29 protein-coding genes are annotated in these 26,405 nt (G+C 40.7%); 25 read left to right on the forward strand and 4 right to left on the reverse strand.

The genetic code is table 11. The features are described from left to right. Positions 1 to 59: 59 nt before the first annotated feature. From yejK to NH153_RS14045, 9 genes are all read left to right on the forward strand, one after another. Positions 60 to 1,076, forward strand: coding sequence for a nucleoid-associated protein YejK (gene yejK / locus NH153_RS14010; RefSeq protein ID WP_063704888.1), 1,017 nt, complete (start codon positions 60 to 62; stop codon positions 1,074 to 1,076). 313 nt (positions 1,077 to 1,389) lie between these two features. Then, positions 1,390 to 1,614 carry a hypothetical protein gene (locus tag NH153_RS14015; RefSeq protein WP_062565251.1) on the forward strand — a complete coding sequence of 75 codons (225 nt, stop codon included), beginning with the start codon at positions 1,390 to 1,392 and terminating at the stop codon, positions 1,612 to 1,614. A 179-nt stretch (positions 1,615 to 1,793) separates the two neighbouring features. After that, complete coding sequence (locus NH153_RS14020; protein WP_063704889.1) at positions 1,794 to 2,249, forward strand: DUF3291 domain-containing protein; 456 nt, start codon at positions 1,794 to 1,796, stop codon at positions 2,247 to 2,249. 31 nt (positions 2,250 to 2,280) lie between these two features. Beyond that, complete coding sequence (locus NH153_RS14025) at positions 2,281 to 2,808, forward strand: tellurite resistance TerB family protein (protein ID WP_063704891.1); 528 nt, start codon at positions 2,281 to 2,283, stop codon at positions 2,806 to 2,808. Between the two features lie 135 nt (positions 2,809 to 2,943). Beyond that, positions 2,944 to 3,672 carry a hypothetical protein gene (locus NH153_RS14030; RefSeq protein WP_063704893.1) on the forward strand — a complete coding sequence of 243 codons (729 nt, stop codon included), beginning with the start codon at positions 2,944 to 2,946 and terminating at the stop codon, positions 3,670 to 3,672. 27 nt (positions 3,673 to 3,699) lie between these two features. Continuing rightward, the gene (locus NH153_RS14035; RefSeq protein WP_063704896.1) at positions 3,700 to 4,152 is read left to right on the forward strand and encodes a hypothetical protein; all 453 of its coding nucleotides are present in this window, start codon (positions 3,700 to 3,702) and stop codon (positions 4,150 to 4,152) included. A gap of 105 nt (positions 4,153 to 4,257) precedes the next feature. Further along, a complete protein-coding gene (locus NH153_RS21770) occupies positions 4,258 to 4,422 on the forward strand; it encodes a hypothetical protein (RefSeq protein ID WP_156503645.1) in 165 nt (54 codons plus the stop codon). Positions 4,423 to 4,443: 21 nt separating this feature from the next. Further along, complete coding sequence (locus NH153_RS14040) at positions 4,444 to 4,956, forward strand: GNAT family N-acetyltransferase (RefSeq protein WP_063704898.1); 513 nt, start codon at positions 4,444 to 4,446, stop codon at positions 4,954 to 4,956. Beyond that, positions 4,956 to 5,822 (forward strand): PhzF family protein, encoded by an 867-nt coding sequence (locus NH153_RS14045; protein WP_063704900.1) that lies wholly within the window; start codon positions 4,956 to 4,958, stop codon positions 5,820 to 5,822. Before NH153_RS14040 ends, NH153_RS14045 begins: the two co-directional genes overlap by 1 nt. Positions 5,823 to 5,880: 58 nt before the next feature. On the opposite strand, the gene rne is transcribed toward NH153_RS14045, so the two are convergent. After that, positions 5,881 to 9,054 (reverse strand): ribonuclease E, encoded by a 3,174-nt coding sequence (gene rne, locus NH153_RS14050; RefSeq protein ID WP_063704903.1) that lies wholly within the window; start codon positions 9,052 to 9,054, stop codon positions 5,881 to 5,883. A 617-nt stretch (positions 9,055 to 9,671) separates the two neighbouring features. Here rne and rluC point away from each other — a divergent pair. Both rluC and NH153_RS14060 read left to right on the forward strand, forming a co-directional pair. After that, entirely contained in the window at positions 9,672 to 10,640 is a 969-nt protein-coding gene (gene rluC / locus NH153_RS14055; protein WP_063704905.1) for a 23S rRNA pseudouridine(955/2504/2580) synthase RluC, read from the forward strand. Further along, entirely contained in the window at positions 10,627 to 11,319 is a 693-nt protein-coding gene (locus NH153_RS14060; protein ID WP_063704907.1) for an HAD family hydrolase, read from the forward strand. Before rluC ends, NH153_RS14060 begins: the two co-directional genes overlap by 14 nt. On the opposite strand, the gene NH153_RS14065 is transcribed toward NH153_RS14060, so the two are convergent. Then, a complete protein-coding gene (locus NH153_RS14065) occupies positions 11,267 to 11,863 on the reverse strand; it encodes a Maf family protein (protein WP_063704910.1) in 597 nt (198 codons plus the stop codon). The genes NH153_RS14060 and NH153_RS14065 overlap by 53 nt on opposite strands. A gap of 141 nt (positions 11,864 to 12,004) precedes the next feature. Here NH153_RS14065 and yceD point away from each other — a divergent pair, with 141 nt between their 5' ends. From yceD to NH153_RS14135, 14 genes are all read left to right on the forward strand, one after another. Continuing rightward, positions 12,005 to 12,529 (forward strand): 23S rRNA accumulation protein YceD, encoded by a 525-nt coding sequence (yceD, locus tag NH153_RS14070; RefSeq protein WP_063704913.1) that lies wholly within the window; start codon positions 12,005 to 12,007, stop codon positions 12,527 to 12,529. Between the two features lie 10 nt (positions 12,530 to 12,539). Further along, on the forward strand, positions 12,540 to 12,710 hold the full coding sequence (rpmF, locus tag NH153_RS14075) for a 50S ribosomal protein L32 (RefSeq protein ID WP_036967969.1): 171 nt from the start codon (positions 12,540 to 12,542) through the stop codon (positions 12,708 to 12,710). 11 nt (positions 12,711 to 12,721) lie between these two features. After that, a complete protein-coding gene (plsX, locus tag NH153_RS14080) occupies positions 12,722 to 13,750 on the forward strand; it encodes a phosphate acyltransferase PlsX (RefSeq protein ID WP_063704915.1) in 1,029 nt (342 codons plus the stop codon). A 70-nt stretch (positions 13,751 to 13,820) separates the two neighbouring features. Beyond that, complete coding sequence (fabD, locus tag NH153_RS14085) at positions 13,821 to 14,747, forward strand: ACP S-malonyltransferase (RefSeq protein WP_063704917.1); 927 nt, start codon at positions 13,821 to 13,823, stop codon at positions 14,745 to 14,747. Between the two features lie 11 nt (positions 14,748 to 14,758). Then, positions 14,759 to 15,505 (forward strand): 3-oxoacyl-ACP reductase FabG, encoded by a 747-nt coding sequence (fabG, locus tag NH153_RS14090; RefSeq protein WP_063704919.1) that lies wholly within the window; start codon positions 14,759 to 14,761, stop codon positions 15,503 to 15,505. Between the two features lie 238 nt (positions 15,506 to 15,743). Beyond that, entirely contained in the window at positions 15,744 to 15,980 is a 237-nt protein-coding gene (gene acpP / locus NH153_RS14095; RefSeq protein WP_016707440.1) for an acyl carrier protein, read from the forward strand. 117 nt (positions 15,981 to 16,097) lie between these two features. Further along, positions 16,098 to 17,336 carry a beta-ketoacyl-ACP synthase II gene (gene fabF, locus NH153_RS14100; protein ID WP_054554715.1) on the forward strand — a complete coding sequence of 413 codons (1,239 nt, stop codon included), beginning with the start codon at positions 16,098 to 16,100 and terminating at the stop codon, positions 17,334 to 17,336. A 57-nt stretch (positions 17,337 to 17,393) separates the two neighbouring features. Beyond that, positions 17,394 to 18,206, forward strand: a complete 813-nt coding sequence (gene pabC, locus NH153_RS14105) for an aminodeoxychorismate lyase (RefSeq protein ID WP_063704922.1) — start codon at positions 17,394 to 17,396, stop codon at positions 18,204 to 18,206. Beyond that, a complete protein-coding gene (gene mltG, locus NH153_RS14110; protein WP_063704924.1) occupies positions 18,203 to 19,180 on the forward strand; it encodes an endolytic transglycosylase MltG in 978 nt (325 codons plus the stop codon). Before pabC ends, mltG begins: the two co-directional genes overlap by 4 nt. Before the next feature lie 18 nt (positions 19,181 to 19,198). After that, positions 19,199 to 19,825, forward strand: coding sequence for a dTMP kinase (tmk, locus tag NH153_RS14115; RefSeq protein ID WP_054561369.1), 627 nt, complete (start codon positions 19,199 to 19,201; stop codon positions 19,823 to 19,825). Between the two features lies 1 nt (position 19,826). Further along, positions 19,827 to 20,720 carry a DNA polymerase III subunit gene (locus NH153_RS14120; RefSeq protein ID WP_063704926.1) on the forward strand — a complete coding sequence of 298 codons (894 nt, stop codon included), beginning with the start codon at positions 19,827 to 19,829 and terminating at the stop codon, positions 20,718 to 20,720. A gap of 8 nt (positions 20,721 to 20,728) precedes the next feature. After that, complete coding sequence (locus NH153_RS14125) at positions 20,729 to 21,055, forward strand: PilZ domain-containing protein (protein WP_063704928.1); 327 nt, start codon at positions 20,729 to 20,731, stop codon at positions 21,053 to 21,055. Between the two features lie 12 nt (positions 21,056 to 21,067). Then, the gene (locus tag NH153_RS14130) at positions 21,068 to 21,847 is read left to right on the forward strand and encodes a TatD family hydrolase (protein ID WP_063704930.1); all 780 of its coding nucleotides are present in this window, start codon (positions 21,068 to 21,070) and stop codon (positions 21,845 to 21,847) included. Positions 21,848 to 21,882: 35 nt separating this feature from the next. Further along, a complete protein-coding gene (locus NH153_RS14135; protein WP_063706147.1) occupies positions 21,883 to 23,703 on the forward strand; it encodes an alkaline phosphatase D family protein in 1,821 nt (606 codons plus the stop codon). Here NH153_RS14135 and NH153_RS14140 read toward each other — a convergent pair. Together NH153_RS14140 and rsmF are read right to left on the reverse strand one after the other, a co-directional pair. Beyond that, positions 23,700 to 24,515 (reverse strand): polysaccharide deacetylase family protein, encoded by an 816-nt coding sequence (locus NH153_RS14140; RefSeq protein ID WP_063704932.1) that lies wholly within the window; start codon positions 24,513 to 24,515, stop codon positions 23,700 to 23,702. The two genes, NH153_RS14135 and NH153_RS14140, sit on opposite strands and share 4 nt — an antisense overlap. A gap of 310 nt (positions 24,516 to 24,825) precedes the next feature. Further along, positions 24,826 to 26,265, reverse strand: coding sequence for a 16S rRNA (cytosine(1407)-C(5))-methyltransferase RsmF (gene rsmF, locus NH153_RS14145; protein ID WP_063704934.1), 1,440 nt, complete (start codon positions 26,263 to 26,265; stop codon positions 24,826 to 24,828). Positions 26,266 to 26,405 lie beyond the last annotated feature (140 nt).

Raw genomic sequence — 26,405 nt, forward strand, 5'->3', positions numbered from 1 at the left:
TGGTTCAATAAAAAGAGTTATATTCCCGTATTTTAACACCAGAGGCGTGAAAAACAAAGATGACAATAGATGTTAAAAAATTAGTCGTTCATTATGTAGACAAAAAAGATGACGATACAGAAATTCATTTACGCAATGATGAGATGGTTGTTAATGATAAAGTAGCCGTTTTTATCGAGCAGTTACACCATGCTTATAATGGTAAACCGGGTAAAGGTTACTGTGCTTTCAACGGCGAGAAAAACAGCATCGTTGCTTCGGCTATGCAAAGCTACCGTAACGACGAACTTGGCTTTTGGCACATGACAGAGCAAGCAACGAATGTATTAAAAGAAGAGTTAAATAAGTATGCCTTTAACGAAACGGGTTATTTAGTTTTTTGCCATTATCAATATGTTGCCAGCGACTATTTATTAATCGCAATGATCAATATTAAAGAGCATTACTCTATTACTTCTGAGCTTGATTTAGCGTCATCACGTCACTTAGATATTTCGCGTATGCAATTAGCAGCACGAGTTGATTTAACAGCGTGGGATGCACAACCAGAAGATAATCGCTATGTGTCGTTTATAAAAGGCCGTGCGGGTCGTAAAGTAGCAGACTTCTTTTTAGACTTTTTAGGCTGCGAAGAGGGTATTGACCCTAAACAGCAAAGCCAAGTTATGCTGAATGCCGTAGAAGACTACTTATCTGAGCAACAATACGACAAGTCAGAGAAAGACGAGCTACGTAAGCAAGTATTTGATTATTGTAATGATTGCGTAACTACAGGCGAAGATGCCAACGTGAAAGAACTTTCTGCAACCTTATCGAAAAATGACGACAGCCCATTTGAAAGTTTTTGCCAAGAACAAAACTACGATTTAGAAGAGTCGTTCCCGGTTGATAAGAAAACAGTTACCAGCATGGTGAAGTTCTCAGGTATGGGCGGCGGTGTTAGCGTGAGCTTTGAACGTAAACACTTAGGTGAGCGCGTAATGTATAACGAAGCAACCGATACCCTTGTGATCAAAGGTATTCCACCTAATCTTAAAGATCAGCTACAGCGCTTTATGGAGCAAGAAGAAAGTTAATCTTGCTTAAGCTTAAAGCTCTAAGTTTTAAGCGATAAGCTGATAAATACTCTTTTTATAGCCCAGCAGTTGCTGGGCTTTTTAGTTTTAGGTACTTTAAAACATTATTACTACTACAAGGAAGAAACATTGCGTCAAACGATAAATACATTTCGGTTTAGGGCCTTACACTAGAGGTGAATTTACAGCTTTAGAATTTCAACTCGATTTACCTAAGCTAAAGTAAAAATTTACTTCTAATATTTTCTTTGCTTTTATAGAGAAATTAGCAACGATATTTTCTCAGCTTCAAAATAGAAAAAGGATATTCAGTATGATTGTTTTAGCCATATTTTTAATTGTGATTGGTATTGTTAATATTTTTAATGATCATCATTTAGCTTTTGCATGGCCAGCCCTGGTCGTGGGTATTTTGTTATTAGGGATAGGCATTTCTAGAAAATCGCCATCAAGTGGAAGCTCCTCCACAGGGAGTAGCTTCAGTTTATCAGACAGTTCATGTTCTGACGGCGGCGGTGATTGCGGTGGCGGAGATTAGATAAAGTAGTTCCAGTTGCCATCATTGATTTAGTAAAACATCTACTGATGGTTTTAAGCATGGTTAATATAAAAATTCGAATAGTGGAAGGCGTAAAAATGCTTTTCTTTTCCTTCAGTATCGCTTAGTTTTAAAACATTAAAGGTACAAATTCCCCCGATGGCTAAGGAGAGTCATAAATGAAACTTGCCCAACTAAATATTGCTCTTGCTAAATATCCATTGGATGCCCCAGAAATAAAAGATTTTGTTGATAATCTTGATTTAATAAATGGTATTGCTGAAAACAGTGTAGGTTTTGTATGGCGATTAAAAGACGAATCAGGCGATGCCACCAATATTAAATTGTTTGATGATCCGAATATGATAATCAATATGTCGGTGTGGGAAAGCGTTGAAGATCTTAAAAATTTTATGTTTCGCACACATCATAGAGATTTCATGCGCAGAAAAGGTGAATGGTTTCAGCGCTTATCAGAAGATAGCTATGTTTTATGGTGGGTTGAAGATAAGCATATTCCAACACCTCAAGAGGCATTAGAAAGGTTGCAATATCTGCGAGATAACGGCGACACACCCTATGCTTTTACATTTAAAAGTAATTTTACGGTTGAAGAATTTAAAAAATATAAATAACAATAGACTGCAATAAAAATAAGGAAAAATTATGCATGTTGTATTAGGTGTTTTAGGTATTGTAGTGACCATTTTGGTGTTACTGAATCGACTTCAAGAAGGGGGAATAGATATTGGTTGGTTGAATCCTTTTAGCTGGTACCGACGTCGTAAATTCAGGAAACACCATGATTTAAATCCTGCATTTAAGTTAGATTCACCCATGGATGTAGCTGCGTTATATATGGTCGCAGTAGCCAAAGTAGACGGTGAAATGAGTAAAGAACAAAAAGAAAAAATCTTATCGCTTTTTAACAGCGAATTTCATTTAACTATGAAAGAAGCAACTGATTTATTACGCTCAAGTGCGCATTTATTAGGGCATACTAGCGACGTTTACGATAAACCTCACAAAGTAATTGAGCGATGCTTAGATAAAGTAACAAAAGAGCAAGCAGCTTCAATTTGTTATCTCGTCGATGAGGTAGCGAATGTTGAAGGTGAACCGACGGCTCAGCAAAGAAAACTTGTCACAGAGATAAAAAATGCATGTCCTCGGGAGGCCGTAGGCAAGTGGTAATTCATCCATAAAACCAACCAGCAGAAAATTAAAATGACAATTATAACCCCTTAACTGATTTTGAAACGTTCTAGTGAATATCGTGAAGATGTAACAACATATCTAATTTTTAAAGATGTTTATAAGAGAGTTTTTATGAAAAAAAAGTTATCAGTGGCTTTATTGGTTTTATCATCTTTTGCTAACTCAACAACGTGGGGAGAGGTAGAAGTAGATGACCCAATCGTTAAGGGTGCAAAATGTGCGGTTGCTGAGCCTGCAAGCTATGGTGGTTATATTTACAGCTGGCCATCAAAATACGATCAGGTGTTTTGGCCGCATACGGATAGAAATGGCATTTGGTTTTGCGAGACATCGGGTTTTATAGCTTTAATTGGTGATTTTGACGAACTTAAACCCGCAGAAATTGAGAGAATAACGGAATTTCTTGCGTCTCAACACATTTCGAAGCCAACTCTCGAGCAAAAGTTAGCTTTGCTCGAGCAAACATACGCACTTCGCGAAAAAGATGAATTTTTTAAAAATAAGTTGCTAAGAATCCTTGCTCGTTGGCAGCAGTCTTTAGGTAACCTTAATAAGGCAAATAGCTATCGAGCTAGAGCATTTCAAGAGATTCAACATGCCCTAAATGGAGATTTAGATGGATATAAACGACTTGAATACCTTTATTTGGCGACGAACTACTCAAAGCAGTTTGCAGAGCAAAATAAAACTGTAAGTTACTGGGACGATTTGGAAACAGCATTGAAATCGGTGACTGATCCTGAGTTAAAAGGTTATGCTGAGTACTTGTCGGAATTGATAAAGGACAGCACATATATCAACGAAGGCGGGAAGCTCGACCCTGACTTACCGAAACAGTAATGAATACCGAATAACAAGGTTGATTATATGAAGTACAAGATTCTAGTGTTGTTAATGCTTGCGTCAGGCTGTCAGGCTAAATCGGTTCAGAAGCTGTCTAATACTGAACTTAGCTTTATATTTTCTTCTATGGAAGTGCTTTATAAGAATAAATCTTTCCCGCAAATTAGGGTCATTCAAAGCTGGGAGTCGCAGACTGAATGTGATGGTGAATATCAAACTTGCCCAAATGCTAGGTTATTCATATCAGTAAATACAGGCGATCTTTACGAAGTTCCAGCCTTATTTGAATTACCAAAATCCAAAGGCTGGCAATACGTTAGTTTTGTAGAACATGATGATTCATTCTTACTTATGATTAAAACAACGCTAGATCATGCAAATGTATCCGCTGAGTCGAGAAGTAAGTGGCGCAGTAAAGCCTATGCAATAAAGATTTCTAAATATGAATACGATGAACTAGAGGTCATAGAAAAGTAACTTCATTTAATAATTTTGCCTTGCAGCAACATGGATATTCAGGGCAGAAGTAATGTAAAAAATGAGTACTAGGAATAAAGCAACAGCTAAATAAGGGACACGACCATGATAAAACGTAACAAAGCTAATACTGGGCTAATTTTTTGTATCGGTGCTGCTATTGGATTTTCGATTTTCATTGCATATCAGCAACTGATTATCGGTCTTTTATTTGCTGTAATAAGCGTTAGTGTTGCAATCTTAATTGTTTCAAATAAATGGCTTAACTAATGCTTTTCTGGGTGATGAAAAATGAATTTATCTTTCACTACGAAAAGATTAAATGTGATTGAAATAGACGCAAGCTCGTCAATGGTTGAGCATCATCAATTAACGATTGCCTTGCCAACGATATTAACCCCTGCTGTAGTTGCAAACTTACCTGGTTATTTTCAGGGGATAGATTCTATTGCTGCTGCTGAAAAGTGGCTGGCTAACATGCTTAACGAGTGCCGCTTATTAATGCTGCAATCTCAACATCAAGAAGTTGTTGGGCTTTTATTTATCTATACTGAAAACCATGATGCTCTTATTGGTTATTTGTTAGCTGAGCAATATTGGGGGCAGGGTCTTGCATTTGAGTTATTGCAGGGATTTATAAACCTCGCTGGTACTCAGTCACAATGGCATAAGCTCATTGCTGGTGTTGATGAATCAAATACACCATCAATTAAACTTTTAAAAAAGTTGGCTTTTGAAAAGCAAGCATCTAAGGAAAATGGCATGTTGTTTTATGAATTTAACTTAAACCAAGGCATACAATAATGACAATAACCGCATTTTTAGTTAACTCGTTTAGTGCAAATAATACAGGGGGCAACCCAGCAGGTGTTGTGTTGAATGCAGATAAACTCACAAACGCAGAAAAACTGACGATTGCAAAAGAAATTGGCTTTTCAGAAACCGCATTTGTTGCGCAAGATCATGAAGTTGATTTTGCTGTGTCATTTTTTACGACAACTGAAGAAGTTGATTTTTGTGGCCACGCAACCCTAGCGGTGTTTGCTACGCTCTTTGAACAGGGGTTATTAAAACCAGGTTATTACACACAGCGAACAAAAGCGGGCTTGTTAGGCGTAACAATTGCCGCAGATGGGCAAGTTACCATGGAGCAAGCCTTGCCAAAGTACCTTGGCAACTTTGCTTATGACGACCTTGCAGGCTTACTAGGGCTTGATGAAACAACACTGGCAAAAACAGGCTTGCCAATCGATGTAATAACTACAGGATTGCCGGATATTATTGTTGCTGTGCCGAATGGCTACTTAGATAAAATCACTATCGATGAAGTGGCGCTTAGCGAGTTCTGCCTACAGCATAACGTGATAGGTGTGCATGCCTTCGAATTATGTGAAGAGCAAAGTGAGCTTACTGCGAGTTGTCGTAACTTTGCGCCTTTGGTTGGAATACCTGAAGAATCAGCAACCGGTAGTGCCAGTGGTGCGCTTGCATGCTATTTATCAAAACACGTATTTGTACAGCAAGAAAAACATTTCAAGTTTGAACAAGGCCGAGCAATGGGATGCAGTTCACATATTTCTGCCAGTGTTTATTCGGATGAGCAGGGTGTTTATAAGGTTCTTGTGGGCGGCTATGCCAATCACCTAGGTACTCAACAGGTTGTTATTTAAAAGCATTACACACAAAAAAGCCGCGTTATAAACGCGGCTTTTTTATTAAGCGACTAAATTAATCAGCCGCTAAGGTTTTTGCCATATCAGCACGGGCTCTGCCAGCAGGTTTAATTGAACCTGCACGAAGGCCGCTATCTGGAATAGCTGTACGCTTGTCATGCGCCATAGCCGCTGGTGTTGGCTCTGGCTCACTGTCTGCAACCGGTGCTGGTTTTGCCATCGCAGCGCTTGCTGAACCTTTTACTAAAACTGTTTTTTCATTTTTAGCAGGTTCTACAGCGGCAACAGGCTTTTCAGCTTGCACTGGCTCTTCAGCTTGCACTGGCTCTTCAGCTTGCACTGGCTCTTCAGCTTGAACAGGCTCTTCAGCTTGAACAGGTTCTTCAGCTTGTACTGGCTCTTTAGCTTGTACTGGCTCTTCAGCTTGCACTGGCTCTTCAGCTTGCACTGGCTCTTCAGCTTGCACTGGCTCTTCAGCTTGTACTGGCTCTTCAGCTTTTACAGGCTCTTCAGCTTGTACTGGCTCTTCAGCTTGTACAGGCTCTTCAGCTTGTACTGGCTCTTCAGCTTGTACTGGCTCTTCAGCTTGCACTGGCTCTTCAGCTTGTACTGGCTCTTCAGCTTGCACTGGCTCTTCAGCTTGTACTGGCTCTTCAGCTTGTACTGGCTCTTCAGCTTGTACTGGCTCTTCAGCTTGTACTGGCTCTTCAGCTTGTACAGATACTTCTGCTTGAGCTTGTTTTGCCTTTAACTCAGCTTCATATTCAGCAGCTGCTTGATCAGCAACTGGGATGAATGCTGGTGTATCAGACTTGGCATCACTCGATTTTTCATCTTGCTCTGGACGACGACGGCGTTGACCAGCAGCACGTAAATGACGAGGTGAACGACGAGAGCGAGTGCGAGGCTGTGCTTGTTCTTCATCAGCAGACACTTCTACAGATTCAGCTTGCTCAATAACTTCGGCATCAGCATGCACGTTTACAGGTTCAGCTTTTACTTGTACTTCAGCCGCTGCTTGCTCAGTTTGTTCAGTCTCAAGTTCTACAGTTTCTTTTGCAGGCTTTGCTGGTTTTTCAGCTTTAGGCGCTTGCTCAGCTGTTTCTGCTGTTTGTACTGCATTTGTTTCATCAGCATTTTCGTCTTGTACACGTACTTTCTTGCGTAAGTTACGACGTTGACGACGAACCTTAGGTTTAGTTTCCTTCGGTTGCTCTGATTGAGTTTCTTGAACAGTTTCTTTTGTCGTTTGTTCTACATCATCAGTGCGCTTTTCATTACGCTTTCTGTTGTTAGAATTACGACGACGCTTGTTACGGTTCTCGTTTGTGTCTTTTTGCTCAGGTGCAGAAGTGTTAGTGTTTTCTTCTTTAGCCTGTGTATCTTCAGGACGTTTGTTACGAGAATTACGACGGCGCTGGTTGTTGCTACGACGACGGTTGTCATTGTTGCGACGGTTATTGCTACGTTTTTGCGCTGCTTTTTTCTCTTCTTGTTCTTTCTCTGACTCGTCTTCAGCAGCGCCGAATAACGATTTAAAGAACTTACCAATTGCAGCGAATAAACCACCTTCTGATTTCTTAGCAGCAGGAGCCGCTTGCTCAGCTTTTGGTGCAGCTTGAGGGGCAGGTGTGGTCGGCATTACGACACCCTTAAGAACTGGTTCTTCGCGAACTGGTGCAGAAGGTGCTTTAGCCATTTCAAATGCTTCTGGCTCAGGCGCAATAACTTGCTCGTAGCTGACTGTTTCGATTGTTTCGTCTTTACGTAAGCGCAGAACTTCGTAATGCGGAGTTTCCATATGCTGATTAGGAATGATTACTACATCAACATTATGGCGTTTTTCGATACGTTGAACGCTACGACGCTTTTCGTTTAATAGGTAAGCTGCAACAGCAACAGGTACTTGTGCATTAACTTGTGACGTATTGTCTTTAATTGCTTCTTCTTCGATTAAACGCAGGATAGACAGTGCAATTGATTCGTTAGAACGAATTGTACCTTGACCATTACAACGAGGACATGGGCCTTGGCTTGCTTCACCTAATGATGGGCGTAAGCGTTGGCGTGACATCTCAAGTAGACCAAAGCGCGAAATCTTACCGATTTGAACACGTGCACGGTCTGGGCGCGCAGCGTCTTTTAAACGGTTCTCAACTTCACGTTGATGACGTGGTGGTGTCATATCGATGAAATCGATAACAATAAGACCACCTAAGTCACGTAAACGTAATTGACGGGCAATTTCGTCTGCTGCTTCTAAGTTCGTATTAAGTGCTGTTTCTTCGATATCACCGCCTTTAGTGGCTTTAGATGAGTTGATATCGATAGACGTTAACGCTTCAGTTGGGTCAATAACAATTGAACCACCCGATGGCAAGCGAACTTCACGTTGGAAAGCAGACTCAATTTGGCTTTCAATTTGGTAGTGGGTGAATAGTGGTACATCGCCCTGATACAGCTTAACGCGGTTCATGAAGTCTGGACGGAAACGCTCAATGTGCGCTTTCGCTTCTTCAAATACACGTGCTTTATCAATTAAAATTTCACCAATATCGCGACGTAAATAGTCACGAATAGCACGGAAAATAACGTTACTTTCTTGGTGAATTAAGAACGGAGCAGGGCCGCTGTCAGCTGCTTGCTGAATAGCTTGCCAATGCACTAATAGTGCTTTTAAGTCGTACTCTAGCTCTTCAAATGATTTACCAACACCCGCTGTACGAACAATTAAGCCCATGCCTTTAGGTAGTTCTAAACGGCTTAGTGCTTCTTTAAGTTCAGTACGCTCATCACCTTCGATACGGCGAGAAATACCACCGGCACGAGGATTGTTAGGCATAAGTACTAAATAGCTACCTGCAACGCTGATAAAAGTCGTTAACGCAGCGCCTTTTTGGCCACGCTCTTCTTTATCAACTTGCACGATGACTTCTTGGCCTTCTTTGATCACGTCACGAATATTTGGACGACCTTGGAATGTATAGCCTTGTGGGAAGTAGGTGCGAGCTATTTCTTTAAGAGGAAGGAAACCGTGTCTTTCAGCGCCGTAATCAACAAAGGCTGCTTCTAATGACGGTTCGATACGGGTAATTTTACCCTTGTAAATATTTGCTTTTTTTTGTTCGTGACCTGGGCTCTCTATGTCTAAATCATACAGGCGCTGGCCATCAACCAGTGCAACGCGCATTTCTTCTTGCTGCGTCGCATTGATTAGCATACGTTTCATATTGTTACTCTACTAATTCTGTCGCTGACATGACGATATAAACTCGTCTGTTCAGTGGTTTCTGACGGTTATTTTTGTGCAGTCTCACGACTGGTTAAAGTCAAAACCTGAAGTTGTTTCTTACATTGAGCATCACTAAGTGTGGCTGACAATAACATGTTGTCACGTTATTAAATTCATTTGGTGTCAAAACTGCCGCGATGTCTGCGGTTTTAATTTACGAGTTCTGTCCCGAAGTCGACCATGTTCAAATTTTTATTCAATGTCTTGCTACAACAGCTGCTTCTGAATGACGTTGCTACGTCGTCACTATCAGTCAATTTATCTTGTTCAATTGCTTTTTATGTTCATTAATCAACATTCGTGCTCAAATTATTCAGGCAATATATTACGCGCATCGCCGATAATTGAACGCTCGTGTTGGCTGGGTAGTTATAAAAGCTTTGGAAAACTTAGCGCGGATCTGTATGATCGGCAACCCAGAATATGCTTCACGAATGTATTAATGTGATAAAAGCACCGTTGTTACTTGCAAACTTTATGTTCGCGATGGTGATTATCCCACTATTACAACCGCGTTAGCAACTAAATTATTTACTTAAATCAGTGATTAGGCAATGTCAGAAAAAACCGGCTTACAAGTTTCATTTGTTACCATTGGTGAAGACCATCTAGGTCAACGTATTGATAACTTTCTTATTACTCACCTAAAAGGTGTGCCTAAAAGTGCAGTTTATAAAATCCTTCGTAAAGGCGAAGTGCGAGTAAATAAAAAACGCATAAAACCTGTATACAAACTACAACTAAATGATGTGATTCGTATTCCACCAATTAAAGTGGCAGAAAAAGAAGAGTTTGTTCCTAAGCAATTAGATAAAGTGAAACAACTTGAAGAGGCCATTTTATTCGAAGATAAGTATTTGATGGTGATAAATAAGCCCTCAGGTATGGCTGTTCATGGTGGCAGTGGTTTAAGTTATGGCTTAATTGAGGCGCTTCGCGTTCTTCGTCCTGAAGAGCGTAGCTTAGAGCTTGTGCACCGTTTAGACCGCGATACATCGGGTTGTCTGCTCATTTCTAAACGTCGTTCAGTGCTGACTGATTTACATAAGCAGTTACGTGAAAAAACCATGGAGAAAAACTATTGGGCATTAGTCGATGGCCAATGGGATGCTAAAACGAAAAATGTCACCGAAGGACTTCGTAAAAACACCTTAAAATCAGGTGAGCGTGTTGTGAGGGTTGATAACACCGAAGGTAAACCTTCGCACACACGTTTTCGGGTGCTTGAGCGATATGCAGAATGTTCATTAGTGCAAGCATCTCCGGTAACAGGGCGTACACACCAAATTCGCGTACATACACAATGTAAAGGCCATCCAATTGCGTGTGATGATAAATACGGTGTTGCGGAGTTTGATCAATACGTAAACAAGCTGACAGGTTTAAATCGTTTGTTTTTACATGCTCACGATCTACGTTTTATGCACCCTAAAAACGAAACGACTATGCATGTTGAAGCGCCATTAGATAATGCACTTCAAAACTGTATCAAAAAGCTACGTGCTGATAATGAACAAGTTTAAGCTAGTTATTTTTGATTGGGATGGCACAGTGATGGACTCTGTGCCAAAAATTGTTACCTGCTTGCGAAATACTGCGCGAGACTTAGGTATTCCTGTTCCAACAGAGCAACAAGCGAAAGATGTGATAGGTTTGTCGTTAGCAAAAGCGACTGAAGTACTTTTTCCGGCGCATTTACATTTAAATGATGAACTCGTTGCAGGTTACAAAGCACAGTACCGTGAGTTAGATGTTACACCTACACCTTTATTTAAAGATGTAGAATCCGTTTTAAAGAAGTTAAGTGATGCAGGCATGCAATTGGCAGTGGCTACCGGTAAAGGGCGTGAAGGTATCGATAGACTTCTTAATGAGTCAGGCCTTGGGAAGTACTTTTTGAATGTAAAATGTTCAGATGATGCTGAGTCGAAGCCATCTCCAGATATGCTCGAGCAAATTTTACGTGAGCAGGGCATCGCTCAATGCGATGCTGTGATGATTGGTGACAGCCAACTCGATATGGCTATGGCTAATGCTGCAGGAATTGCCTGTATTGGTGTGAGTTTTGGAGCCCATAGTACGGCGCAGCTGCAACAGCATACGCCGTTATGTGTTGTTGATTCGTACCAACATCTATTACAAGTTTTAACTACGCCCCTTGCTGCGTCAACACATCAACACCAAACTCAGCCAGTACTTTAGTTAATGTGATCAGTGGCAGGCCAATCAATGTATTTGGGTCATCGCCACTGAGCTTTTCGAATAAACATATCCCGAGTCCTTCACTTTTAAAGCTGCCTGCACAATTGTAGGGCTGCTCAGCATCGCAATAAGCATTGATCTGCTCAAGGGTAAGTGTTTTAAATGTCACATCAAATGGCACCAAGGTGGTAATCGCTTTATCGCTTTGAATATCAAAGACGCTTAAACCCGTTAAAAAGGTGACCGTGTGGCCACTAAACGAAGATAACTGAGCCACGGCGTTCTCTTTAGTGTGTGGTTTTCCTAATATTGTGTTGTTGAAAACCGCAACCTGATCTGAACCTATTACTAAACCTTCATGAAAGTGCTTAGTAGCTACACGCGCTTTTTGTTCGCTTAATCGCGTTACTAATTGCTCAGGTGTTTCATCAACAAGGGGAGATTCATCAATATCTGGAGAGAAACTTTGAAACGGTAGGTTGAACTTAGTTAATAATTGCTGTCTAAATGGCGAGCTTGACGCTAATATAAGTGTTGGTTTCATAAAAAATTCTGGATGAAAATTGTATTTTGCCAAGGATAAGCCACAATGAATCCGAAAACAAAGCAGAAGATCGTTAAAAACCTACTAAAAATGGTTTTTTACTTTGACTAACTTACTAACTATCTATATGATGCAGCCCCTATGCAAAAGGTGAAAATTCCCATCACTCTTCATCCCAGCAAAGCAGCACAACATCGTTTATCTTATGACGGTATTGTTCCGCTTGAAAAACTTTCTCGTTTAGAGCAAGTTGTGCAGGAGGAAGTAGGTGAAATAGCGGTAAAGATTCATTGCAAAATTGATGAGCAAGGTTTGGTAGTGATAAGTGGTAACTTATCAACACATGTAACTGTTACTTGTCAACGCTGTAATGGTGATTTAGGGTTGGATTTGGATCAAGACTTTGTGTATTCGCCAGTCGGTTTGGATGCAGAGTCAGATCATCTTCCTGCAGGTTACGATGAAGTAGAACTGGACGAAAACGGTGAAATCAACGTATTTGAGTTAATCGAAGACGAATTGATTTTAGCTATTCCAATAGTGCCTACACACAACGAAGCCTCGTGCAGTTATTCATCAGAGCCTAGCAGCTTTGGTAAATTAGCAGCAAAAGATGACAAACCAAATCCATTTGATATTTTGAAACAACTTAAGAAAGATTCTTAGGAGAAGACTAATGGCTGTACAAAAAAGCAAAAAGTCTCGTGCAAGACGCGGCATGCGCCGTTCACACGATGCGATCAGTGGTCCAACTTTAACTGTAGATCAAGTTTCTGGTGAGACTCACCGTCGTCACCACGTAACTGCTGACGGTTACTACAAAGGCGTTAAAGTAATTTCTAACTAAGAGATTGCTATATGCTGACCAATCTAACCATAGCGTTAGATATGATGGGGGGCGATTACGGCCCCCGTTCATCTATCCCCGCTGCCGTGAAAGCGGTCAATGCTAATACCAACTTAAGACTCATCTTATGTGGTAATCAGCAAGTTATCCTGAAAGAACTCGAAGCACTCGATTCTGTTTCTCATCCTCGTTTAATAATTCGCCATTGTAGCGAAGTTGTCACTAATGCGTGTGAGCCTGCTTCTGCTGTTCGTTCTAAAAAAGATTCATCAATGCGAGTTGCCCTCGATTTAGTTAAATCGGGTGAAGCGCAAGCGTGTGTAAGCTCAGGTAATACCGGCGCGTTATTTTTTATGGCGCATTATGTATTAAAGATGCTTCCAGGCGTAAAACGTCCTGCACTTATTTCTGCTGTTCCAACCGAACGTAAAAACCCTGTCTATTTATTAGATTTAGGCGCCAATGTGCACTGTGATGCACAAACTCTTTATCAATTTGGCATTATGGGGTCTGTGGTAGCAGGGCAGGCACTTGGGTGCGATAATCCAAAAGTAAGTTTATTAAATATTGGCTCTGAAGACATCAAAGGGCATGAAGGAATCAAACAAGCTGCACAGTTAATGCAGCAGTGTAAATATCTCAACTACACAGGTTATAGTGAAGGTAGTGATATTTTCAGTGGTAAAGCCGATGTTATAGTGTGCGAAGGATTTGTAGGTAATGTGGCATTGAAAACCTGTGAAGGTATTGCCAAACTCATCATGCATAAACTCACCAAAGCCTTACACAAACATTTCTTATACAAAAGTTTAGCGTTTTTATTACGCCCAGTGATAAAAAAACTCTACAAGCGGGTGAACCCCGACCAGTATAACGGCGCAAGTCTGGTAGGATTGCGCGGTATTGTTGTTAAAAGCCATGGTAATGCCTCTGCGAAGGCGTTTCATGCTGCTATTGATGAAGCCGCGCGGGAAGTCGAACGCCAACTCCCTGAAAAAATCGCTGCGATTTTTGAGCAAACACATCCAACAACAAAGTAGTGCAGCATATCTAAAACTTGTTATGCTGCCTGCTACAGAAAATTTTTTTGTTTAATTATAAGAGCAAAGTATGGCACATAAAATTGCACTCGTATTTCCAGGTCAAGGCTCACAAGCTGTGGGCATGTTATCTGAACTATTAGCTGATTCACAGATTGCTAAAGCAACATTCGCTGAAGCATCTGAAGCTCTTGGCTATGATCTCGCTGCGCTTGTACTAAATGGTCCAGAAGAAGAATTAAATCAAACCCATCGTACACAACCAGCACTTCTTACTGCTAGTGTTGCTATTTACCGTCAATGGTTAGACGCAAACCCTGATGCCGATGTTGTTATGGCTGGTCACAGTTTAGGCGAGTATTCAGCATTAGTTTGTGCTGGCGTTGTAAGCTTAAGCGAAGCAGTTAAACTTGTTGAAAATCGTGGTTTATATATGCAAGAAGCAGTACCTGCGGGTGTTGGTTCTATGGCTGCAATCATCGGCTTAGGTGACGACGAAATTAAAGCAGCCTGTGACGCATCAGCAAATGGTGAAGTTGTTTCACCAGTAAACTACAACTCACCAGGCCAAGTTGTTATTGCTGGCCACAAAGCGGCAGTTGAGCGTGCATCAGAAGCATGTAAAGAAGCTGGTGCTAAACGTGCATTACCACTTGCGGTTAGCGTTCCTTCTCACTGTGAACTAATGAAACCAGCTGCTGAAAAATTAGCTGCTGATTTAGCAACTTTAACATTTAATACACCTAAGTGTGATGTAATCAACAACGTTGATGTAAAAGCTGAGCAATCAAGCGAAGCAATTAAAGATGCATTAGTACGCCAACTTTACAGCCCAGTACGCTGGACTGAAACAGTACAAGCATTGGTTGCACAAGGTATTACACAAAGCTACGAGTTTGGCCCAGGTAAAGTTTTAACGGGTCTTGCTAAACGAATTGATAAAGCAATGGTATGCGCTGCGGTTAGTACGCAAGCTACGATTGATGAAGCGAAATAAGTAGGAATAGAATGACAAATTTATTTTCTCTTGAGGGCAAGGTTGTCCTAATCACTGGTGCAAGCCGTGGTATTGGTAAAGCGATTGCAAACACGCTAGTTGCACAAGGTGCAAAAGTAGCGGGTACTGCAACAAGTGAATCTGGTGCTGCTAAAATCAGTGAATACTTAGGTGATAACGGTAAAGGTTATGCTCTTAACGTAACCGATCCTGAGTCGATTGAGGCGACACTTGCTGCGATCAAGGCTGATTTAGGCGATATCGACGTATTAGTTAACAATGCGGGTATCACTCGCGATAACCTATTAATGCGTATGAAAGACGGTGAGTGGGATGACATCATCGACACTAACTTAAGTTCAATTTTCCGTTTATCTAAGGCTGTATTACGACCTATGATGAAAAAGAAAAATGGCCGTATCATTAATATTGGTTCTGTAGTGGGCACTATGGGTAATGCGGGTCAAGCTAACTATGCTGCTGCGAAAGCGGGTGTAATTGGTTTTACTAAGTCATTAGCTCGCGAAGTTGCTTCACGTGGCATCACAGTGAACGTTGTTGCACCGGGTTTTATTCAAACCGATATGACCGATGAGCTGACTGATGAGCAAAAAGCGGCTACGCTTGCAAATGTACCAGCAGGACGTTTAGGTCAACCTGAAGAAATCGCTGCTGCAGTATGTTATTTAGCATCTGACGCTGCTGCGTATGTATCAGGCGAAACATTGCACGTAAATGGCGCGATGTACATGGTTTAATGAAAGTTGGCAAAAATTTGCTAACGAAAGATTATCGAAAATTGTTGAAATTTTTGTGATCTTGCTTTAAACATACTTGAATTCGCTATGAAAATAAGCGATAAATGAACAAATACTATTCGAGAGGTTTGACCAGATAAGTAATTATCAGCAAATCCTTGAATCACAGAATTATGCGGCGTAAACTACGCCGCAATCTGAAAATAACGCATTGGCGTTTTTAATAAAGGAAAGAAGAATGAGCGACATCCAAGAACGCGTAAAGAAAATTATCATTGAGCAACTAGGTGTTAAAGAAGAAGAAGTAAAACATGAAGCTTCTTTCGTTGACGACTTAGGTGCTGATTCACTTGACACTGTAGAACTAGTAATGGCTCTTGAAGAAGAGTTCGACACTGAGATCCCAGACGAAGAAGCTGAAAAGATCACTACAGTTCAAGCTGCAATCGATTACGTTACAGCTCACGCTGAGTAATTTTACGCATTTTGATTTTAAGGGCAGCATTAAGCTGCCCTTAGTCTATCTGAAGAATGATACTAATAAATTTGGTATACACCCCACCTAAAATAATTTCCTTATTGGAGGCAACCCGTGGCTAAACGTCGAGTCGTCGTAACTGGCTTAGGAATGTTGACACCGCTAGGTAATGATGTTGAATCTACTTGGCAAGGTTTGTTAAACGGTAAAAGTGGTATTCAAACTATCACGCATTTCGATACCTCAAGTTTCGGCACCAAATTCGCAGGTTTGCTGAATGACTTTGATGCATCAGCTTACATGTCACCGAAAGATGCAAAGAAAATGGATTTGTTTATCCAATATGGCATTGCAGCGGGTGTACAAGCACTACAAGATTCTGGTCTAGAGATCACTGAAGAAAACGCCACTCGTGTTGGTGTAGCAGTGGGTTCTGGCATCGGTGGTTTAACTTTAATTGAAGAAAACCACATCAAACTATTAAACAGCGGCCCGCGTAAGCTTTCTCCGTTCTACGTGCCTTCGACCATTATCAATATGATATCTGGTCATTTATCGATTATGCACGGTTTACGTGGTCCAAATATTTCAATCGTTACAGCCTGTACTACAGGTCTACATAATATTGGTCATGCTGCGCGTATGATTGCATACGGCGATGCAGATGCAATGGTAGCCGGTGGTGCTGAAAAAGCATCGACACCAATTGGTATGGGTGGTTTTAATGCAGCACGTGCATTATCAACTCGTAACGACGATCCACAAGCAGCATCTCGTCCTTGGGATAAAGACCGTGACGGTTTTGTTCTTGCTGATGGTGCAGGTGTTATCGTACTTGAAGAGTATGAGCATGCTAAAGCACGTGGTGCGAAAATCTACGCTGAACTTGTTGGTTTTGGTATGAGTGGTGATGCATATCACATGACGTCTCCACCTGAAGACGGTGCTGGCGCAGCACTGGCGATGGAAAATGCCTTAAACGATGCACAAGTTAATGCAGACCAAGTTGGCTACATTAATGCTCACGGTACATCGACGAATGCAGGCGATAAAGCCGAAACATCCGCTGTTAAAACTATTTTTGGTGATGCAGCGAAAGATGTGATGGTAAGTTCATCTAAATCAATGATGGGTCACTTGTTAGGTGCAGCAGGCTCGGTAGAGTCGATTATTACTATCTTGTCACTTGTTGACCAGAAAGTAAGCCCTACAATCAACCTTGATAACCCAGATGAAGGCTGTGATTTAGACTATGTACCGCACACTGCACGTGACGCTAAACTGGATTACGCACTATGTAATTCATTTGGTTTTGGTGGTACTAATGGCTCGTTGCTATTTAAAAAGGTATAATTCTTTTTAACAACGGACTAAAAAGAAGAGCCCAGTTGTTTAACTGGGCTTTTTTGTATGAGTAAATTAAAACAAACAATAACAATAACCACACCAGACACCACAATAAGCACGCAAGATCGTGGCTTAAATTATGGTGACGGCTTTTTTACTACTGCCTCTGTGGTGAATTCTGTCGTTGAGCACTGGGATTTACACAAAGCGCGTTTAGAAGAATGCGCGCAAAGACTCTATTTCCCTAAATTAGATTTAACCGCAATTGAGCGTGAAGTTAACCACGCAATCAGTGATACACAAACCGGTATTTTAAAAATACTTATCACCCGTGGTGTAGGTGGGCGTGGTTATGGCTTACCAGATACACCAAGTATCCAAGTGCTGATCAGTGTAATGCCTGCAGTTTCACACTATAAAAGTTGGCAGCAGCAGGGTGTAAACCTTGTAATCAGCGATGTGAAACTTGCACATCAACCTTTACTCGCTGGCTTAAAAACTTTGAACCGGTTAGAGCAAGTACTTATTAAAAAGCAAATGAATAGCCTTGAATGTGATGACGTTGTTGTACTTGATTATGATAACAATGTGATCGAGTGCTCTGCTGCAAATTTATTTGCCATTCAAAACGGTAATATTGTTTCTCCCAAGTTAGACCGCTGTGGTATCACTGGGGTTTATCTCAGCGCTTTATGTGATAAGTTAGCCATTGAGTTTAAAGCAATCCAACTAGATGAGCTTTTAGCTATGGATGCCGTATTTATGTGTAATAGTTTAATGGGCGTAGTGCCCGTTGCACGGATTGCTAATACGCAGTTTGATATTGAACGCAGTAAAGCGCTATTAGCGGCGCAGTTTGCCAAGGAGAGTGTGTGATAAAAGTCATTGTTAGCGTGCTGTTATTAGCATTGCTATGTTGTGGAATTGGCTATCAACAACTTCAATCGGCATTAAAAATGCCATTAAAAGTTGAAAACAGTACTTTATTCAAAGTAGAACGTGGCACTGGCTTTAATCAGCTTTGTCAAGCATGGCAAGCAAAGCAGTGGCTCGATAGCTGCTTTAAATTTCAGATACTCGCTAAATTAGACCCTACGCTTACCGATTTAAAAGCGGGTCTTTATGAACTTGATACGAGCGCTGTGATTGATAATATTCGCCGTATCAATCAAGGTGCACAAGTAAGCTTTAGCTTTACAATTATTGAAGGTCAGCCACTTCGTGACGTTGTTGCTAATATCCAAAAACAAGCACATTTAACACAAGACTTACAGACAGAGAATTTAGCGACGCAGATAAGTAGCACACAAGAAAATTTAGAAGGCTGGTTGTTCCCTGACACCTATCACTACCATAGTGAAGATACAGCCAGCGGCGTATTAAAACGCGCATACAACAAAATGCAGCAGGAATTAGACGCTGCATGGCAAACTAGAGCACCCGATTTAGTATTAAGTTCACCGTATGAAGCGTTAATATTGGCATCAATTATTGAAAAAGAAACGGGCCTTGCTTCTGAGCGACCATTAATTTCTGCAGTATTTACCAATCGTTTAAAAACCAATATGCGATTACAAACCGATCCAACGGTTATTTATGGCATTGGTGCTGATTTTGATGGTGATATAAAACGAAAAGATTTAACAACCTATACACCGTATAACACGTATAAGATAAAAGGCTTGCCGCCAACACCCATTGCCATGCCTTCTAAAGCAGCGATTTTGGCCGCGGTTAATCCACCTGAATCTGAGTATGTGTATTTTGTTGCGAAAGGGGATGGCAGCCATCAATTTTCGAAAACATTACAAGAACATAATCGTGCGGTAAAGCAGTACCAATTAAACTAACAACCAGAATTGAGTCATATGACAGCGAAATTTATAGTGATTGAAGGCCTAGAAGGGGCCGGAAAATCAACGGCCATTGCCGTATGCCAAGCTTATTTAGAAAATAAACAAGTCGATTTTATTAATGTACGTGAGCCAGGTGGCACAGCCATGGCTGAAGAGCTGCGTAATATCGTTAAACAGGCTCACCAAGAAACAGTGACGGGTGAAACTGAGCTATTAATTATGTATGCAGCACGCTCACAATTGGTTGCTAATGTTATTAATCCCGCACTTGAAAAGGGTACCTGGGTTTTAGGTGATCGTCATGATCTTTCATCTCAAGCATATCAAGGTGGTGGTCGTGGTATTGAACAGACTAAACTCTCTTTTTTAGCTGATATGGTGCTAAATGGTTTAAAACCTGATTTAACCATTTATTTAGACATTGACCCAGCTGTGGGCCTTGCCCGTGCAAAAGGACGTGGTGAACTTGATCGTATCGAACAAGAAGCATTAGGCTTTTTTGAGCGCACTCGCGCACGTTACCTCGAGATAGCTAAAACTGATAGCAGTATCAAAACAGTGGATGCAAACCAAACTATGCCTGAAGTACATGCGGCAATAACAACTGTGCTTGATAACTTTTTTGCAGGTTTAAATTAATATGCCTTTGCCATGGCTTGAAGGGCTTTATCAGCAACTTGCGCAAAGTTTTGCACAGCAACGCTTTCATCATGCACAGCTATTTAATGGTGATAAAGGTGTTGGCAAGCAACGTTTAGTCGATTCGCTCGCTGATGGGCTACTTTGTGCGTCACCTGTAAACTTAAAAGCCTGTGGCAATTGTAAAAGCTGCCAACTAAATCAAGCGGGTACTCACCCAGATAAACGCGTTGTAAAGGTAGAAGGCCAAACAATAGGCGTGGATGAAATTCGTGAGATCAGTGATTTTATCAATCATTCAGCGGCGCAAAACGGTAACAAAGTGGTGGTACTTGAACAGTGTCATAAAATGACCACTGCGGCAGCAAATGCATTATTAAAAACACTCGAAGAACCAAGTTTACGCCGTTATCTATTGTTAACGTGTGAGCAAACCGCACTATTACCAGCAACAATATTAAGTCGCTGCGCCGTACACGAAATAAAAGTTAACCCAGAATATACAACACAATGGTTAGCATCATTAAACATTGCTAACTATTCATGGTTGGATTTATTTGCTAGACAGCCACTGCTAGTTGAGCAGTGGCAAAATGACAATCAACTTGAAGCTGTCGATTCCCTTTATAAATTTGCAACTGAGATAAAAGACAGCCATAATTTCAGTGCGTTAGTCGACATACTAAATAAAGATCACAGCTTGGTTAATGTATTTGCTTTGTTTTTAACGGAGCATCTTAAGGCGCAATTGGTTTTAGGAATGGACTTTTTCAATTATCAGAAAGCACAATCTGCAATTTCAGAGTTTCTTTATAACAGTTCACATGTGCTTGGTTTAAATTTGGAACTTGCCATTTCACAATTAGCGTTTACTTTACGTGAAAGCCAAAATTAGGATAAATCGTGCAAGAATTATTAGTAGATATTGAAGACTTAGAAGAATTATATCGCTGTTATATGCCTTATTTAAAAAATGGTGGGTTATTTGTTCGCACTAATATGCGCTTTGAGATGGGGCATTCATTGGCTCTAAAAGTTACCTTACCCGATGCGTTAGAAGATGATGTAGTAACAGGTAAAGTTGCTTGGATCACACCACAAGGTGCACAAAGCTCAAATCCACCAGGAGTGGGTGTTAATTTTATCGATGATAAAACCAATTTAAATGTGAAAATCGAAAAACTACTCGGTACTATGTTAAACTCAGGCAATCCGACCTATACCATGTAAAAAAGTAGTACCATGATTGTAGATTCTCATTGTCATTTAGACAGGCTTGATTTCGATAAACTCGACCTTAATTTAGACCAAGTACTTGAAAACGCTCGCGCTAAGAAAGTTGAACACTTTTTATGTGTGAGTGTAACCTTAGATCAATTCCCATCTATGCTGGATAAAATTAAACACTATCCAGATGTTTCTGCATCATGCGGTGTGCACCCACTTGATCAAAAAGACGCACTCGATAAGCAAAAGCTTATTTCACTTGCAAGCCACGACAAAGTGGTTGCGATTGGTGAAACAGGTCTCGATTACTATTACTCAAAAGACACCCATATTGTTCAGCAAGAAAGTTTCGTGGGTCATATCGAGGTTGCAAATGAGCTTAAAAAACCACTAATTATTCATACTCGAGACGCTAGAGAAGACACCATCAACTTAATGCGCGCCCACAATGCTGAGAATTGTGGTGGTGTATTGCATTGCTTTACAGAAAACTGGGATATGGCCAAAAAAGCTATTGATATGGGCTTTTATATTTCGATTTCGGGCATTGTTACGTTTAAAAATGCCGTAGAGTTAAAAGACGTTGTTAAGCAAATTCCGCTAGATCGCTTATTGATCGAAACAGATTCACCGTATTTAGCACCTGTGCCATATCGTGGTAAAACAAATCAACCAGCCTATGTTGAAGATGTCGCTTACTACATCGCTGAGTTAAAAGGGCTTACTTTTAACGAGTTAGCTGAAGCAACAACTAACAACTTTTATTCGTTGTTCAATCAAGCTAAAAGGGCGTAATAGTGCACGGCGTATCGAATTTACCTCAGTTAGTAATGGGGCCAATGGTACGCCGAGCAGATGCAGGGCGAGTGTGCTTTCAATTTGTCACAACTGTGCCTTGCCACTACCGAATTGAGTTTAGCGGTGTTGAGACTTTCTCTAACTTAGAGTCAATCCAATTAGGGCAACAGCTTTACTTAAATTTCATCAATGTCATGCCTGTCAGTGGCCAGTTTGCAGTTGACTCACTGATCTATTATTCGTTACATGATGAAGATAAAAGCCTTGATTTGTCGTCTTTTTGCTATGAACGTGCAGAATCTCCAGCATTTGTGATCCCAAATCGACTCGATAGAATTCTGCATGGCTCGTGTCGTAACCCTCATCACCCCGCAAAAGACAGCCTTGTTGCTGCAGACAATTGGCAAAATGATCAGCGCCAATCTCTTAATGCAGGCGCTGACTTATTATTGTTGTCTGGCGATCAAATATATGCGGATGATGTCGCAGGGCCTATGTTGCTCGCGATTGAAAAAGTGATTAGTCTATTTGGTGTGTTTCAAGAGCCAGCGCTTGATTTAGATTTACCAGAAGAGTTTGAGCAGCAACTTTATCAGCGCCATTTACACTTACCCAAAGTGCCTTGGCAGAAACGAAGCAAATTTGGTGTTGGTTATTGGCTTAAAAAAGATGAGCCGCACTTCTCAAGCTTAAAAGCTGAAAACCACTTAATCCATTTTCAAGAATTTATAGCGCTTTATTTATTAAACTTCAGCGCGGTTACTTGGCAGCTAATTGAGTTCGAATCAATTGAATGCCCAGCATTAGCCCCTAAATACGCTAATCTATTTAAACTTGAAAAAGATGCACTGCTTGGTTTTGCAAAGGGTCTTCACAGTGTTGAAAGGTTATTCGCCAATGTGTCGACATTAATGATGTTTGACGATCATGATGTCACCGATGATTGGAATTTAACCGCAGGCTGGGAGCAAGCTATTTATCAGCACCCAGCTAGCCGTCGTATTGTAAATAATGGCCTGATTAGTTATTGGTTAATGCAAGGAATTGGTAATGATGCAGGTGATAATTCCCTGTCTTTATTAGCCAGTTTTAAACAAAGCCTGCAACAACAGAACTGGCATTTTAAAGACTTTGATAAGCTAATACTCAATTTTAACCATTGGCATTACGAGCTTAATACCATCCCCAAAGTTGTGGTGCTCGATACCCGAACCCATCGCTGGCGGAATGAGCAAAACTTCAATGAACCATCTGGCTTACTTGATTGGGAAAGGCTCACCGAATTAGAAGAAAGCTTATTGTCTCACGATAAAGTGATTATCGTATCTCCAGCACCGGTGTTTGGTGTTAAATCGATTGAAGCTATCCAAGCAATTTTTAATTTTTGCGGGCAACCCTTGTTGGTTGATGTTGAAAACTGGATGGCTCATGAAGGTTCTGCTAAAAAACTGCTAGATACTTTTCGCCGTGAAGATACGCCAAAAGAAACCTTGATCCTCTCTGGTGATGTTCATTATTCATTTTGTTTTTCAGTGCAAAAGCGCTTTGGTAAGCATAAAAACCGAATTTGGCAGTTGACTGCCAGTGGTATTAAAAATGAGTTCCCACGCAAACTTATTAATGTACTCGATAAGCTCGACTCAATTTTATATGCCCCGAAAAGCCCACTTAACTTTTTCACTAAGCGTTGGCAAATGGAAGTTGATAAACACCAAACCATAGGCGAAGGACAAAAGTATTTAGTCAGTAATGCGGCTATCAGCTTAATTGAGCTCAATGACGGTTTACTCGCTAAATATGAACTTATTCACGCTGATAACCAAATAACTGAATTCGATTTAAACGATAATTAATCGAATGCTTTACGATTCGCCTCAACGTAGTCAGCAACATTACTTACCGTATCTAACCAAAAGCCATTTTTAGGATCTTGTAGATAAACAACGAGCTGTTCGAGTACATCGCTGCCGGTGGTGTACTGATCTCGCTTACCAATATCGTGGCCAGCTAGAATGATCCAACTATTGTTGGTTCGGTGTTGCTCTATGGTTTTTTTAATCTCTTCGAAAGTCAGCCCATCAATAGGTAAACTGGTTAACTGCGAAAAATCTGTAAAATTAGGATTATTCGCCGTTTCGTCTAGCCAAGTTCGACCGGTTTTAAAGTGTTTAGCTATTAACGGCACATAACTTTTTGTATTAGCACCACGTCCAACAAAGGTGTTACCGCAAGGGTAGGCAAAAGCGGTTGGTGTCACATTGAGTGTGGCTTTTATATAGTCTTGCCCCTTTAGGATATCTTGCTCCATTTCTTTTAGAGTAAATTGTTCAAGCGAAACCCCAAGTTCACGTAGCCATTCAAAGTTGCCTGTACATAAATGGCTTGCTGTATGATTAGCAATTTCGTGACCTGTTTTTACTGCCATTTGCCACTTTTCAACACGTTCTTTTACATTAAAAGGGGATACATAAAATGTCGCTTTTACTTGGTACTTGTTTAAAAGCGCTAAACCGGTATCAACTTGGCTATGTCTTGCATCATCAAAGCTGATGCTTACGGCATTTTTAGCCTTATTAGGGTAGTCAAAACCTAGGTAATCACTGCTTTTTGCCAGAGTTTGGCTACTAAGTAAAAGTGGTAGTACGACGCACATGGGTTTAAGCATAATCAATCCTTTATCATTGTTTTTACAATGAAATCAAAAAGGCTGATGCTTTGCTATGCGACTTTTGAATAAAAAACGCCCAGAACGAATCCGCATTGTTCTGGGCTTAGGGGGTGGCTCGTGTGAGCCTGCGCTAACTATAAAAAAACACCTTCTAAATTCAGTAGGGAGAAGTAGAAAGTACTTTTAAGTGTAGTTAATCAGCAGGAAATTGCACGGTAAATGTACAAATTTTATACTAGTTTAAAATCAGTCTGTTACAGCTTTTTACCTAAATTAGCGCCTTATTTATACAGTCTTTATGCGCAACTTATACCCAAGTTATCAACTGGGCATTTTGGACCAAATCACGCGGTAATGAGTTCTTAATTTTATTCTTTTGCCACTTACCTAGGCCTACCGGACAACCACATAACATTAACACTACTTCACCATTATCTTGCGTTGGTTTTTCGAGCCTAATATCTTTACCGTTAAAGTAATCGTTTGCTTGGCAAGCAGACATCTCAAAGGTATTTTTATCGCAATCTTGGCCAAAGACAGTGGCAAACTCGTGAGTTAAGCGAACACCACCTTTGTGGATCACACCAAGTTGAATACCTAAACGTGAGTATTTAATTTTATCTTGCAGTTCATCAAAGCCATCTGGAAACAACCAAAGCTCTTTATCACGCTGCATTAAGGTGCCTTTGAGTGATTTTAGACCGAACTGTTTTTTAATTGTTTGCATAAACGCTTGGCTTTGCTTTTTATCAAACTCAGCAAACGGAAATGCGCCTTTTTTAACTTTTTGATTAGGGTTATCGCTTGACGCTATTTTTTTAAATTTAGCAATGAAGAAACCTTCACTGTCGTAAGTTTGCGGCCAAACATGCAAATAACCTTCGCTGGTTGTCGCTTTGTCTGCGCCATCAAACAGGCTGTCGAGCGATTGTACCTCGATGCAATCAGGAAACTCTGCTAATAGATACTCACACACTTGTTGGTTCTCAAGCGGTGTTAAAGTACAGGTCGAATAAACTAATGTGCCGCCAGGCTTTAGGGCATAAAAGGCACTTTTTATAAGGGCTTTTTGCACAGCAGCAATATCAATATTAGATTCAATTGACCAATTTTTTAAGGCGTCTGCATCTTTACGAACCGTGCCTTCACCTGAACACGGGGCATCTAGCAAAATACTGTCGAAGCACTCATACATGTAATCCCCAAAGATCACACCGTCAAAATGTGATAATGCACAATTACCTACGCCCATACGTTTAAGGGTTGCTGCTAATACTTTTAAGCGTGACGATGACAACTCATTGGCCACTAACACGCCACTATTATCCATCATGGCAGCGATTTGTGATGTTTTTGAACCCGGTGCCGATGCCATATCAAGTACCGCATCGCTTTGCTGAACTTCGGCTCTCAGTGCTACCGGCGGTAACATTGAGCTGGCTTCTTGTACATACATAGCACCACTTAAGTGTAAATCTGTATTTCCGATGGCAAGGGCCGCTTCTTCGTCGCTAGGACGTGTTAGCCAGAATCCTTCTTCACACCATGGAATTGCTGTTAATTCCCATCCTTTTTTGGTGCATTGACGCTCAAATTCAGCGACTGACATTTTTAAAGTATTTACGCGAACAGATCGTCTCAGTGGGCGACGACAGGCTGCAATAAAGTCGTCTAATGATAAATGTTCAGGAAGGTAGCTTTTTACATCATCAATAAATGAGTCAGGAATATATGTATTAGCGTCCACTAAATGGCTCTCACATCACGTAATAATAGCTGGATCATACCATTTATAGCGCTATCGGGGGATATTTTTAGCTTTTTAAGAGCGAGATTGAAGTGTCGACATATTACCAATATAAATGTTCTTTATAGCCATTATTTTTG

This window comes from Pseudoalteromonas gelatinilytica, assembly GCF_001641615.1.
Lineage (GTDB): Bacteria > Pseudomonadota > Gammaproteobacteria > Enterobacterales > Alteromonadaceae > Pseudoalteromonas > Pseudoalteromonas gelatinilytica.